This window comes from Actinomadura sp. ATCC 39365 (assembly GCF_054392275.1).
This window is the reverse complement of sequence record NZ_CP184335.1, coordinates 1,988,059-2,001,567: the sequence shown is the minus strand read 5'-3', so window position 1 is coordinate 2,001,567 and position 13,509 is coordinate 1,988,059. Positions and strand designations below refer to the sequence as shown.

Below are 13,509 nucleotides of genomic sequence, written 5' to 3'. Positions count from 1 at the left end.
CGCCTCAGTTCATGATATGTCCAGACATTCGGACTTTTAAGCCTTGCACGGCCTCCGCCGCCTGATGCACCGGCAGCCGGGCGAACCCGACCACGACCGCCGGCGGGCCGGGCGAGAACCGCATGGGCGCGACCGGCTCGGCGGCCGGGCCGACGTCCTCGGCCGCGCGGACGACCCGCAGCTCGTCCCAGCCGTCCGGCAGGTCGAGGTAGACGTGCAGCCCGGCCTGGATGCCCCGGACGCGGATCTCCGGCAGTTCCTCGGCCAGCGCCCTGACCAGGGCGTCCCGGCGGCGGCGGTACTCCCTGCGCATGCGCCGCAGGTGTTTGTCGTAGCCGCCCGTGCGCAGGAAGTGGGCCAGCGCGTACTGCTCGATGACCGGGGAGCCCAGGTCGAGCTCGCTCCTGGCGCGGCGGATCGCCTCGGCCAGGTGGGCGGGGGCGGCGACCCAGCCGAGCCGGAGGCCGGGCGCGAGCGACTTGCTGACGCTGCCGGCCAGGATCACCCGGTCGGGGGCCAGCCCCTGGAGGCAGCCGACCGGGTCGCGGTCGTAGCGGAACTCGGCGTCGTAGTCGTCCTCCAGGACCGTCCGGTCGCCCGCGCAGGCCCACTCCATGAGCGCGGCCCGCCTGGCCGGGGAGAGCACGACGCCCGTCGGGTACTGGTGTGCGGGCGTGACCAGCGCCGCGTCGCCCTCCATGGCGCCGGTGACCAGGCCCTCGCAGCCCACGGGCACCGGCACCAGGCGGGCCCCCGCCCGTTCCAGCAGCGGGACCTGGCGCCGGCTGGTGGGGTCCTCGACGACCAGGCGCAGGCCGCCGCGCCGGGCCAGGACGTGCAGCGCCAGGCTCAGCCCCTGCGCCACACCGCCCACGACGACCAGATTGTCGGGATGGACGTCGGCCGCCCTCACCCGCCGCAGGTAACCGGCCAGCTCCTCGCGCAGCTCGGGGACGCCGCCGGGGTCGCCGTAGTCGAGCGCGTCGGACGGGACGGTGGCCAGCACGTGCCGCAGGGCCGACGACCACCGCTCCCTGGGGAAGTGCCCCAGGTCGGGGGACGTGGCCCGGTGCCCCTGGTACGGCCCGCAGGCGCCGCCGTCGGCCACCGGCCAGGGACGGGCGGACCGGACGGCGCCCAGCGGGGCCACCTCGGTCCCGGCCCCCACCCGCGAGACCAGGAAACCCTCGGCCACGAGCTGCTCGTACGCCTCCACCACCACGCCCCTGGAGACCTGGAGGTCGGCGGCGAGGTCGCGGGTGGCGGGCAGGCGGGTGCCGGGCACGAGCCGCCCGAGGCGCACGCCCTCGCGCAGCTCGGCCGCGATCTGCCCGGCGATCCCTCCCGCGTCCCGATTTATCTGGATGTGCAGGTCGGCCATATTGGTCCTGTCATATAGCGGCCTATTGGACTGTTTGTACGAACCATTGTCTCCCTACGATCCTGCACATGAGAAACGGAATCGCCGGAGCCGCCACCGCCATGTTCCTGGTGGGCACCCTGGCCGGAGTGTCCGGCCTGATCGGCTCCTATCCCGTGTACGGCGGCCAGGCCGTGCGCTACCTCGCCGCCGCGCTCATCCTGCTGGTCGTCACCAGGGCGCTCGGCCTGCGGTTCGTCCGGCTGACCGGGCGCGAGACCCTGTACCTGGGCGGGCTCACCCTGCTCGGGCTGGTGGTCTTCAACGTCTGCGTCGTCGAGTCCACCCGGGCCTCGGGGCCGGCGCTGGTGGGCACCGTCCTCGGCACCGTGCCGCTGGCGCTGGCGCTGGCCGGCGGGCGTCCGGCGCCGCGGCTGCTGGTGGGCGCGTCCGTGGTGGTGGCCGGCGCGACGCTGGCGACCGGGCTGGGCAGCGGGAACCCGACCGGCCTGCTGTGGGCGCTCGGGGCGCTGGTGGGCGAGGTGAGCTTCTCCATGCTGGCCATCCCCCTGCTGCCGAAGCTGGGGGCGATCCGGGTCTCGGCGTACTCGACGGCGCTTGCCGTGCCCATGCTGGCCGTGGTCGGCCTGGTCCAGGAGGGCGCCGCCATGTTCAGGACGCCGACCGCGGCCGAGACGCTGGGCTTCGTGTACCTGGCGGTCGTGGTCACGGTCATGGCCTTCTTCCTCTGGTACACCTCGCTGCCCAGGCTCGGCCCCGGGACGGCCGGGCTGTTCGCCGGGCTCATCCCGGTCGGCGCGATCGTGACGGGGCTCGTGCTCGGCATCGCGACGCCGGGCGTCTACGACCTGGCGGGGGCCGGTCTGGTGATCGTCGGCATCCTGGTGGGGCTCACCGCGCGGCGCTCGCCGGAGCCCGTGCCGGCCCCGGGATGACCACCTGACGGGGGGCGTACCCTCTATGGACATGGACTTCGACTACACCGATCTGCTTCCCCTGGGCGCCGATGAGACCGAGTACCGGCTGATCACGTCGGAGGGGGTGCGGAAGGTCGAAGCGGCCGGGCGTACGTTCCTGGAGGTCGACCCCGAGGCCCTGCGGCTGCTCACCGAGACCGCGGTCCACGACATCTCCCACTTCCTGCGCACCTCGCACCTGGCGCAGCTCCGCAAGATCGTCGACGACCCGGAGTCCAGCGGCAACGACCGCTTCGTCGCCCTCGACCTGCTGAAGAACGCCTCGATCTCGGCCGGCGGCGTGCTGCCGATGTGCCAGGACACCGGCACCGCCATCGTCATGGGCAAGCGCGGCCGCCACGTGCTGACCGACGGCCGCGACGCCGAGCACCTCTCGCGCGGCGTCTACGACGCCTACACCAAGCTCAACCTGCGCTACTCCCAGATGGCCCCGCTGACCATGTGGGAGGAGAAGAACACCGGCAGCAACCTGCCCGCCCAGATCGAGCTCTACGCCGAGGACCCCCACGGCCACGCCGACGAGTACAAGCTGCTGTTCATGGCCAAGGGCGGCGGCTCGGCCAACAAGTCGTTCCTCTACCAGGAGACCAAGGCGGTGCTCAACGAGAAGCGCATGCTGGCCTTCCTGGAGGAGAAGATCCGCTCGCTGGGCACCGCGGCCTGCCCGCCGTACCACCTGGCCGTGGTGGTGGGCGGCACCTCCGCCGAGTTCGCGCTCAAGACCGCCAAGTACGCCAGCGCCCGTTACCTCGACTCCATCCCCACCGAGGGCTCGCCCTCCGGGCACGGCTTCCGTGACCTGGAGCTGGAGGCCAAGGTCTTCGAGCTGACGCAGAAGCTCGGCATCGGGGCCCAGTTCGGCGGCAAGTACTTCTGCCACGACGTGCGCGTGATCCGCCTGCCCCGGCACGGCGCGTCCTGCCCGGTGGCCATCGCGGTGTCGTGCTCGGCCGACCGCCAGGCGCTGGCCAAGATCACCGCCGAGGGCGTGTTCCTGGAGAAGCTGGAGACCGACCCGGCCCGCTTCCTGCCGGAGACCACCGACGAGCACCTGTCCGACGACGTCGTCCGCGTCGACCTCAACAGGCCGATGCAGGAGATCCTCGCCGAGCTGACGAAGTACCCCGTCAAGACGCGGCTCTCCCTCACCGGCCCGCTCGTCGTCGCCCGCGACATCGCGCACGCCAAGATCGCCGAGCTGCTCGACGAGGGCGGCGAGATGCCCCAGTACCTCAAGGACCACGCGGTCTACTACGCCGGCCCGGCCAAGACCCCCGAGGGTTACGCCTCCGGCTCGTTCGGCCCCACCACGGCCGGCCGCATGGACTCCTACGTCGAGCGTTTCCAGGCGGCGGGCGGCTCGATGGTCATGCTGGCCAAGGGCAACAGGTCCAGGCAGGTGACCGAGGCGTGCCAGAAGTTCGGCGGCTTCTACCTGGGCTCCATCGGCGGCCCGGCCGCCCGGCTGGCCCAGGACTGCATCAGGAAGGTGGAGGTGCTCGAATACCCCGAGCTGGGCATGGAGGCGGTGTGGAAGATCGAGGTCGAGGACTTCCCCGCCTTCATCGTCGTCGACGACAAGGGTGACGACTTCTTCACCGACCGCACCGGGCCGGTGCTGAGCATCGGGCGCAGTTAGGGCCCGAGCGCGTCGAAGGGTGCCGGGCGGCGGTCGAAGCCCCTCGGCACCGGACGACGGGGGTTGCCCTCGGGCGTCTCAGGCGGCGACGGGGGCTCGGTGGGGGGCGACGACGCTGCCGTCCGGCAGGAGCAGACCCGTGTCCTCGAACAGCACCACGCCGTTGCAGAGGAGGCTCCAGCCCTGGTCGGGGTGGGCCGAGATCACGTGCGAACGCTCACGGTCGGGCGAGTCCGCACTGGGGCATACGGGAAAGTGACTGCACATCATCGCGCACCTCTCAGATGGCGCTCCTGCTTCCTGATGTTCAAAAGGGCAACTGTCGCCCCGACGGCGTGCGAAGGTCCAGGGTGGCGCCGACCGGCTTCTTCGGCCGGCGGCGAACCTGTGTCTGGCGCATCTCCATCACGTCCTTCAACTTCTGTCGTCAGTGGTGGAACTTCGGCGTCCTACCCAGTCTCAGGGCCGGCACCGACAGTTTCAGCTGCTCGCGGGTTCTCGCCTGCTCTCATGTCCTAACCATGCCCCCGTCCCCTTTCGGCACCCTTACATCTTGCTGACGGCGTGCCGTGGTTCCTGTCATTCAGCCTGCCGTACGCCGGAAAGTGCCCTACTAGGCATCATGCACATTTATCGGGGAGAGAGGTGTGCCGAGCGTCACAGTCGCTGTGACGTGCGGTAATGCCACAAAGCGCGCATCCCGGGCAGGAATGCGCGCTGTGTCGATGTGTCAGGCGGCGTAGGACGGGTAGCCGTAGCCGACGACCTGCGAGGTCGGCCGGACGCGCTCCTCGACCTTGCCGTTGCCGGTGTTGCCCTCGATCGTGGAGATCGTGCCGTCACCGTTGTCCTTGACGACGAAGCCGACGTGCTGGATGTCGCCCAGGCTCTTGCTGCCGCTCCAGGAGAAGAAGACGACGGCGCCCGGCTTGGCCTCGGTGCCCCAGCGGTCGTTGGCGGCGAACCACTTGGCGTGGCTCACGGTGTAGGCGTCCCAGCCGACCTGCGGGCGGGCGCCGGTCTGCTCGCCGACCCAGGAGACGAACATCGAGCACCAGGCGGCGTTCAGGTAGTCCTGGCGGCTGCCGCCGTCGCGGGCGACGGTCTCGCCGGCGCGCTGGGAGTCGGCGTACCACTTCTGGAACTTGGTGCCGCCGCCGTTGGCGTCCTCGGAGGTGCCGACCTGGGCGCGGGCCGTCGCCAGCACCTGGGCGGCGGTGACGTTCACCCGGCCCTGGGCCGAACCCTGCGCGGCCGACTGCTGCGCGGCGGTCTGGGCGGCGGTCCGGTGCGCGGTCTCGGCGCTGACGGCGGCAGTGGCGCCCAGCGCGGTCGCGGCGATGGTCGCGCCGAGAGCGAGCTTGGCGATATGGGACGTGGTCATCATGGCGTGCTTGGCCATCGGGGGGTGCTCCTTTGCTCACCGTCCGCGCATGAGGCACGGCGGGTCACAGGTGTGAATCCTGCGATGGGTGATGACGACAGATCTGCGGGGGCGCCTCGACACGGCTGCCCTGCCGTCGCGTACAAACGGGTACAACAGCGCCCTGACCTGGGTAATTCCCACCCCAAGAAATCCCCACAGGACGCCTGTGCGCGGACGGCTTATGCCGTCCGCGCACAAACTGGACCCAACTGACTCCCGCCACGATGCCAAGGCGAGACCTAGGTCGCAAGTCTGATGCACTTGCGAACTACTTGCAATAGTGTCCTCCAGAGATCTACTTCGAGAGGACGGACCCATGGGGGACTACACCCTTCCCGACATGCCGTACGACTACGGCGCGCTGGAGCCCGCCATCACCGGCGAGATCCTGGAGCTGCACCACGCCAAGCACCACGCGGCCTACGTCAAGGGCGCCAACGACACGCTCGACCGCCTGGCCGAGGCCCGCGAGGGCGGCGACTTCGGCAACCTGGTGGGCCTGGAGAAGACCTTCGCCTTCAACCTGTCAGGCCACGTCCTGCACTCGATCTTCTGGGAGAACCTCTCCCCCGACGGCGGCGACCGCCCCGACGGCGCGCTCAGGGCCGCCATCGACGAGCATTTCGGCACGTTCGAGGCGTTCCAGAAGCAGCTCACCACGGCCACGGCGTCGGTCCAGGGCTCGGGATGGGGCGTGCTGGCCTGGGAGCCGCTGAGCCGCAGGCTGGTGGTCGAGCAGATCTACGACCACCACGGCAACGTCGGAATGAACACCACGCCGCTTCTCGTGTTCGACGCGTGGGAGCACGCTTACTATCTGCAGTACCGCAACGTGCGTCCGGACTACGTCGAGAAACTGTGGGGCCTCGTCAACTGGGCAGATGTGGCCCGGAGGTTCGCTGACGTAACGAGTCAGGCGGGTTGACTTAAGTTCGCAACAATTTATCGGCCCCGCCTCTACTGGTCGGTTTACACAAATAGGTAAGCTGCCTGGCATGCGTGCGCCCTCCGGTTACCTTCTCGCCGCGCGCTATCGGCTCGTGGAGCCGGTTGGTCGCGGCGGCATGGGCACCGTTTGGCGGGCGCATGACGAGTTGCTCGACCGCGACGTGGCGGTGAAGGAAGTACGGCTGCCCACCGTCCTCGACGAGGAGCTGCGCGCGGAGTTGTGCGCCCGCACCGAGCGCGAGGGCAGGGCGACCGCGATGGTGGCCCATCCGTCGGTCATCACCGTCTTCGACGTCGTGACCGAGGACGACCGTCCCTGGATCGTGATGGAGCTGCTCCGGGCCAGGTCCCTGGAGCAGCTCATCCAGGAGCACGGACCGCTCCATCCGCGCCGGGCCGCCGAGATCGGCCGGCAGATCCTCGGCGCGCTGCGGGCCGTCCACGCCAAGGGCATCCTGCACCGCGACGTGAAGCCCAGCAACGTCCTGGTGACCGAGGACCGCGCGGTGCTCACCGACTTCGGCCTGGCCGCGCTCGAAGGCGACGTCTCCATCACGCAGGCCGGCATCGTGCTCGGATCGGCCGGCTACATCGCCCCCGAACGGGTTCTCGGCTCCAAGGCCAGCCCCGCGGGCGACCTGTGGTCGCTCGGCGCGACCCTCTACACCGCCGTCGAGGGCCGGGGGCTGCACGGTCGCCGTACGGCCGCCGCCGCGCTGGCCGCGCTGACCAGTGGCGAGCCGATCCCGATGAGCAAGGCGGGCCCGCTGGCGCCCGTGCTCGACGCGCTGCTCAGGATCGATCCACAGACCCGGCTCGACTCCGTACGGGCCTCGCTCATGCTGGCCCGGGTGGCCGCGGGCGGCTCGGCGGAGGAGCCGCTGGCCCCGCGCCGGCCCGTACGCCCGGTACCCGTGGTCGCCTCACCCCCTTTCGCCCGCAGGCCCGCGCACCGCGGGCTGCACAGGGCGGAGGCCGCCGCCGCCACGCTGTCGGTCCCGCCGCCGCGCCAGGAGCGCAGGCCGGGTGAGGGCGTCCACCGCAAGCGGGTCGAACCACGTCCAAGTCCGTCCACTTATGTCCGTTTCAAGGCTGCGGTGATAAAGTTGTTCCTTCCTCGGCGGTTCTGGCCAAGAGAACTTCGCAAGCGAGGGTAAAGCACTTCCCAAGCGAGAATCGATATCTTCTTCTCATGCCGGAACAGCAGACACGCCTGCTCGCGGAGCGCTACGAGCTCATCGCCCCGCTCGGCCGGGGCACGATGGGGACCGTGTGGCGCGCCCGCGACCGCGCGCTCGGGCGCGAGGTGGCGGTCAAAGAGATCCGCCAGGACCAGGGGCTCACCGAGGACCAGCGGGCCGAGCTACGCGAGCGCATGGTCCGCGAGGGCCGCATCGCCTCGCGGATCAACCACCCGTCCGTCGCCGCCATCCACGACGTGCTCATCCAGGACGACAGCCCCTGGATCATCATGGAGCTCATCGAGGCGCGCTCCCTGGAGCAGGTGATCGAGGAGGAGGGGCCGCTGCCGCCGCGGCTCGTGGCCGAGATCGGCGTCGACCTGCTCGGCGCGTTGCGCGCCGCGCACTCCCAGGGCATCACGCACCGCGACGTCAAGCCGGGCAACGTGCTCATCACCGAGAGCGGCCGGGTGGTCCTGACGGACTTCGGCATCGCCAAGGCCGAGGGCGACTCGCGGCTCACCAAGACGGGCATGGTGATCGGCTCGCCCGGGTACACGGCCCCGGAACGTGCCAGGGGCGAGTACACCGGGCCCGAGTCCGACATCTGGTCGCTGGGGGCGACGCTGTACTTCGCGGTCGAGGGGCGGCCGGCGTACGAGCGGGCCACGATCGCCGAGACGCTGGCGGCGCTGCTCAGCGAGAGCGCCGACCCGCCCACGCAGGCCGGACGGCTCCGGCCGGTGCTGAACGGGCTGCTCAACAAGGACTACCGGCAGCGGCTCAGCGCCGCCAAGGCGGAGACGCTCATGCGGATGGTCGCCGACACGCCCACGAGCGAGATGCCGGCGCTCACGGCGGAAGCCCTGATGGCCCAGGAGGCCGCGTTGCCCGACCCCTTCACCGACTCCGGCCCCCGACGTCCCTCCGGCCCTCAGGGGCGCCCTTCAGGGGCTCAGGAGGCGTACGGGGCGGGCGCGCCGCCCGTGTCGGGCCCGCAGCCGGTGCGTCCCGCCGGGGCGCGGCCCTCAGGGCCCCAGGGGCCGGGGCCCGTGCCGTCCGGCGCGCAGGAGCCCGCCCGGAGCCCGCTGGGGGCGCCGACGATGCCCCAGAGCACCGCACCCGGTCAGCCGCCGCGGGGCGCGCGCCCGGCGCCGCCGCCGCAGGCGGGTGACACCGGCGACGACGGCGACTTCGACCCCGATCGGACCGTCAGCGTGATGCGTCCCAAGGGGCCGTTCCCGCCGGGGCCCGAGCAGGGCGGCGGCCGTCCGCCGCAGCGTCCCGACGACGAGGGGACCGTCACGACCAGGCACATCGCCTCGCCGCGGAGCGGCTCCCCCGGCCAGCAGGTCTACCCGCCGGCGCAGCAACCGCCGCACGCCGCGCGGCAGCAGGGTCCGGGACAGCAGGGTCCAGGACAGCAGGGCCCGCAGCAGGGTGGCCCGGTGCCGGGTGGGCCAGGACAGAGCCGACCGGGGCAGCCGGTGCCGTCCGCCGGCGGCCCGCACCAGGGCCAGGGCCTCGGGACCGACCTGTTCGCCATCGCCGGGCCGCCCGAGAAGCCGCCGGCGGGCAACCGCAACGGCATGCTCGTCCTCATGGCCGTGGCGGCGGCCGCCGCGGTCGTGATCGCCGTCCTCATCGTGGCGCTCATCTCCAGCTGAGCGTGCCGTCTTCGGTACGACGGCCCGTCCCCGCGCGGGGCGGGCCGGCCCCGGACTGATCGCGCGGCCGTGGGACAGACTGGAGTCATGAGCGAGTTCAGAATCGAACATGACTCGATGGGCGAGGTCCGCGTGCCGGCGGGAGCGCGGTGGCGGGCCCAGACCCAGCGGGCGGTGGAGAACTTCCCGGTCTCGGGGCGGCCGCTCGAACCGTCCCACATCGCCGCGCTCGGCCTGGTCAAGGCGGTCGCCGCCGAGGTCAACGGCGAGCTGGGCGTGATCGACAAAGACCTGGCCGAGGCCGTCGCGCAGGCCGCCGCGGACGTCGCCGACAACGAGCACGACGCCCACTTCCCCATCGACGTCTTCCAGACCGGCTCCGGCACCTCGTCCAACATGAACGCCAACGAGGTGATCGCGACGCTGGCCGAGGAGCGGCTGGGGCGGCCCGTGCACCCCAACGACCACGTGAACGCCTCCCAGTCGTCCAACGACGTCTTCCCGACCTCGATCCACGTGGCGGCCGCGATCGAGGTGACCTTCCACCTGCTGCCCTCGCTCGCCCACCTGGCCGACACGCTGCACGCCAAGGAGGCCGAGTTCGCGCAGGTGGTCAAGTCGGGCCGGACCCACCTGATGGACGCCACGCCGGTGACACTCGGGCAGGAGTTCGGCGGGTACGCCGCCCAGATCGACCACGGCGGCACCCGCGTGCGCACGGCGCTGAACCACGTACTGGAGCTGCCCCTGGGCGGGACTGCGGTCGGCACGGGCATCAACACGCCGCCCGGCTTCGCGCAGCGGGCGATCGCGAAGCTGGCCGAGGCGACCGGCATCCCCTTCCGCGAGGCCGCCGACCACTTCGAGGCCCAGGGCGCCCAGGACTCCATCGTGGAGCTGTCCGGGCAGCTCAAGGTGGTGGCCGTGTCGCTCAACAAGATCGCGAACGACCTGCGCTGGATGGGCTCGGGCCCGCGCGCCGGGCTCGGCGAGATCAACCTGCCGGACCTCCAGCCGGGCTCGTCCATCATGCCGGGCAAGGTCAACCCGGTGATCCCGGAGGCCACGGCCATGGTCGCGGCGCAGGTCATCGGCAACGACGCGGCGATCACCTTCGCCGGGGCCTCGGGCAGCTTCGAGCTGAACGTCCAGCTCCCGGTCATCGCCCGCAACATCCTGGAGTCGATCAGGCTGCTGGCGAACGTGTCCAGGCTGCTGGCCGACCGCTGCGTCGCCGGCATCACGGCCAACGTCGAGCGCCTGCGCGAGTACGCCGAGTCCTCCCCCTCGATCGTCACCCCGCTCAACAGGCACGTCGGCTACGAGGAGGCGGCCAAGATAGCCAAGCAGGCGCTGGCCGAGCGCAGGACCATCAGGGAGGTCGTCGTCGAGCGCGGCCACGTGGCCGACGGCACCCTGACCGAGGAGCAGCTCGACGCCGCCCTCGACGTGCTGTCCATGACCCGGCCGCCGACGGAGGGGTGATCCACATAGGTCGGGTCGCATCTATGTCGGCGGCACCCATGCGTCCCGGCGCGGCGAGCGCCTAGGGTTCGGAGTATGGCGAAGGAGCTGACTGGGCGGACCGCGCTGGTGACGGGGGCTGGGGGCGGCATCGGCGCCGCCTGCGCCCGGCGACTGGCCGCCGCGGGGGCCAAGGTCCTGGTGGTCGACAGGCAGGGCGAGGCGGCCGGGAAGGTGGCCGCGGAGGTCGGCGGGGTCGCGGTGGTGGCCGATCTGAGCGATCCGGCCTTCGTGGCGTCGCTGCCCGACGAGCCGGTGGACATCGTGGTGAACAACGCCGGGTTCCAGCACGTGGCGCCGGTCGAGGACTTCCCGCCGGAGGTGTTCTCCACCATGATGCGGGTGATGGTGGAGGCGCCGTTCCTGATCGCGCGCCGGGCGCTGCCCGGCATGTACGCCCGGGGGTGGGGGCGGTTCGTGAACATGTCGTCGGTGCACGGGTTGCGGGCCTCGCCGTACAAGTCGGCGTACACGACGGCCAAGCACGCGCTGGAGGGGTTCTCCAAGGTCGTCGCGCTGGAGGGGGCGGCCCACGGGGTGACGTCCAACTGCGTGTGCCCGGCGTACGTGCGCACGGCGCTGGTCGAGGCGCAGATCGACGACCAGGCCCGGGTGCACGGCATCGGCAGCGACGAGGTCGTCGAGAACATCATGCTCCAGCCGGCCGCGGTCAAGCGGCTGATCGAGCCCGAAGAGGTCGCCGAACTGGTCGCCTACCTCTGCGGCCCGCACGGCTCCTTCATCACCGGCACCTCCCTCCCCGTAGACGGCGGCTGGACGGCCCATTAGTGAGCCCGCACGGAGTGAGGCCATGAGCACGCGCTTTCTGGAGTTGTTGGCGCGGGAGGCGTCGGCGGTCGAGTTCGAGGGGCCGATCGTGGAGGCCAGGGCGCAGGGCGCCGATCCGGCCACGATCGAGGAGCTGGAGCAGGCCAAGGTCGAGGCGCTGAAGGTCAGGGCGCTGCTCAGGCGGCGGGCCAGGCGGGAGGCCGAGCTGTCGGCGCTCTACGACACCGCCGGCGACCTGGCCGCGCTGCGCGACCTCGACGCCGTGCTGGAAGCCATCGTCCACCGGGCCAGGCAGTTGCTCGCGACCGACATCGCGTACATGACGCTGCACGACCCCGAGCAGGGCGACACGTACATGCGGGTCACCGACGGGTCGATCTCGGCCAAGTTCCGGGCGCTCAGGCTGGCCATGGGCGCCGGGCTGGGCGGGCTGGTCGCGCAGACGGCCACCCCGTACGCGACCGCCGACTACTTCGCCGACGCCAGGTTCCGGCACAAGGGACACATCGACGAGGCCGTCAAGGAGGAGGGCCTGGTCGCGATCCTGGGGGTGCCGCTACGGCTGGGCCAGCGGGTGATCGGCGTGCTGATGGCGGCCAACCGCAGCGCCAGGCCCTTCCACCAGGAGGAGGTCTCGCTGCTGGCGAGCCTGGCCGCGCACGCCGCCGTCGCCATCGACAACGCCCGGCTGCTCCAGGAGACCAGGAACGCCCTGGAGGAGCTCTCCCAGGCCCACCGCACCGCCAGGGCGCACGGCGAGGCCGTCGAGCGGGCCGCGCTGGCCCACGACCGGATGACCTCGCTGGTGCTGCGGGGCGGCGGCATCGAGGACGTCGCCGCCGTGGTGACCGAGGTGCTCGGCGGGTCGCTGGCCGTGCTCGACGACCTGGGCCGGCCGATCACGGGCGACGTGGGGGAGCTGGACGCGGGCGTGTTCGAGGCGGCGCAGGCGTCCAGGGCGCTGGGGCGTACCGTGCGCAGGGGCGACCAGCTGATCGCGTCGGTGGACGTCGGCGGCGAGCCGTTGTGCACGCTCGTCCTGCGCAGCGACGACGCCGACGAGCGCATCCTGGAGCGGGCGGCGCTGGTGTGCGCGTTGCTGCTGCTGTTCAGGCGGAGCGTGGCCGAGGCAGAGGGCCGGGTCAGGGGTGAGCTGCTGGAGGACCTGATCTCGCGGCCCGACTCGCCGGGCCTGGCCGACCGGGCCCGGCGGCTCGGCGTGGACCTGCGCGCGCCGCACGTCGTGGTGGTGGCCAGGCACGGCGGCCAGCGGGAACGGGCGGCGTTCTGGGCCTCCTCGCACGCCACGGTCCGGCACGGGCTGGCGGCGGGGCGCGGCGAGGAGGTGGTGCTGCTGCTGCCGGGCGTGGACGCGGGCGGCCTCGCCCAGCGGGTGGCGGCCGAGCTGAGCGCGTCGCTGCACAGCCCGGCGACGGCGGGCGCCTCCCCGGCCCGACTCCCCGAAGCCTCGACCGGCGCGCCGACGGGCGGCTCGGGCGGGGGCGCAGCAAGCGGATCGGGAGGCGGCGCGGCGGGGGCGCGGGACGTCGCGGAGGCGTACCAGGAGGCGCGGCGGTGCGCCGAGGCGCTGCTCGCGCTCGGCCGGGCCGGCGACGGCGCGAGCCCCGCCGAGCTGGGCTTCGTCGGGCTGCTCGTGGGCGACGGCCGCGACGTGCGCGGCTTCGTCGGCCGCGTGGTCGGCGCGGTGATCGACTACGACGCCCGCCGCGGCACCGCACTCACCGACACCCTGTCGGCCTACTTCGGCACGGGCGGCTCACCCTCCCGTACGGCCGAGGCCATGCACATCCACGTCAACACCGTCACCCAGCGCCTCGACCGGATCGGCAAGCTGCTGGGCGACGGCTGGCTGGAGCCCGAACGCGCGCTGGAGATCCAGCTCGCCCTCCGCCTGCACCGGCTCGGCCACACATCCTCCCCGCAGACTGTGGGTCCCGGCCCCATATAAGTGACGCC

At 71.9% G+C, this 13,509-nt stretch carries 11 protein-coding genes; 8 read left to right on the top strand and 3 right to left on the bottom strand.

From position 1 onward, the window contains the following. Positions 1 to 4: 4 nt before the first annotated feature. On the bottom strand, positions 5 to 1,381 hold the full coding sequence (gene pdxR, locus ACNF49_RS10170; protein WP_482943525.1) for a MocR-like pyridoxine biosynthesis transcription factor PdxR: 1,377 nt from the start codon (positions 1,379 to 1,381) through the stop codon (positions 5 to 7). Between the two features lie 68 nt (positions 1,382 to 1,449). Between pdxR and ACNF49_RS10165 the strand changes: the two genes are divergently transcribed. Together ACNF49_RS10165 and ACNF49_RS10160 are read left to right on the top strand one after the other, a co-directional pair. After that, a complete protein-coding gene (locus ACNF49_RS10165; protein WP_357974572.1) occupies positions 1,450 to 2,316 on the top strand; it encodes a DMT family transporter in 867 nt (288 codons plus the stop codon). 31 nt (positions 2,317 to 2,347) lie between these two features. Next, positions 2,348 to 3,997 (top strand): fumarate hydratase, encoded by a 1,650-nt coding sequence (locus ACNF49_RS10160; RefSeq protein WP_482943524.1) that lies wholly within the window; start codon positions 2,348 to 2,350, stop codon positions 3,995 to 3,997. A gap of 78 nt (positions 3,998 to 4,075) precedes the next feature. Here the strand turns inward: ACNF49_RS10160 and ACNF49_RS10155 are convergent, their stop codons facing one another. Next, complete coding sequence (locus ACNF49_RS10155) at positions 4,076 to 4,264, bottom strand: DUF5999 family protein (protein WP_352327892.1); 189 nt, start codon at positions 4,262 to 4,264, stop codon at positions 4,076 to 4,078. A gap of 463 nt (positions 4,265 to 4,727) precedes the next feature. Next, entirely contained in the window at positions 4,728 to 5,399 is a 672-nt protein-coding gene (locus ACNF49_RS10150; RefSeq protein ID WP_482943523.1) for a CHAP domain-containing protein, read from the bottom strand. Positions 5,400 to 5,739: 340 nt separating this feature from the next. Between ACNF49_RS10150 and ACNF49_RS10145 the strand changes: the two genes are divergently transcribed. From ACNF49_RS10145 to ACNF49_RS10120, 6 genes are all read left to right on the top strand, one after another. Then, positions 5,740 to 6,348 carry a superoxide dismutase gene (locus ACNF49_RS10145; protein WP_482943522.1) on the top strand — a complete coding sequence of 203 codons (609 nt, stop codon included), beginning with the start codon at positions 5,740 to 5,742 and terminating at the stop codon, positions 6,346 to 6,348. 70 nt (positions 6,349 to 6,418) lie between these two features. Then, positions 6,419 to 7,528: a serine/threonine-protein kinase gene (locus ACNF49_RS10140; RefSeq protein ID WP_357974584.1), complete on the top strand. Its 1,110-nt coding sequence runs from the start codon at positions 6,419 to 6,421 to the stop codon at positions 7,526 to 7,528. A gap of 35 nt (positions 7,529 to 7,563) precedes the next feature. Next, positions 7,564 to 9,219 carry a serine/threonine-protein kinase gene (locus ACNF49_RS10135; RefSeq protein WP_482943521.1) on the top strand — a complete coding sequence of 552 codons (1,656 nt, stop codon included), beginning with the start codon at positions 7,564 to 7,566 and terminating at the stop codon, positions 9,217 to 9,219. An 87-nt stretch (positions 9,220 to 9,306) separates the two neighbouring features. Next, complete coding sequence (locus ACNF49_RS10130) at positions 9,307 to 10,704, top strand: class II fumarate hydratase (protein ID WP_482943520.1); 1,398 nt, start codon at positions 9,307 to 9,309, stop codon at positions 10,702 to 10,704. Between the two features lie 75 nt (positions 10,705 to 10,779). After that, on the top strand, positions 10,780 to 11,532 hold the full coding sequence (locus tag ACNF49_RS10125; protein ID WP_482943519.1) for a 3-hydroxybutyrate dehydrogenase: 753 nt from the start codon (positions 10,780 to 10,782) through the stop codon (positions 11,530 to 11,532). A 22-nt stretch (positions 11,533 to 11,554) separates the two neighbouring features. After that, entirely contained in the window at positions 11,555 to 13,501 is a 1,947-nt protein-coding gene (locus ACNF49_RS10120; RefSeq protein WP_482943518.1) for a helix-turn-helix domain-containing protein, read from the top strand. The last annotated feature ends 8 nt before the right edge of the window (positions 13,502 to 13,509 follow it).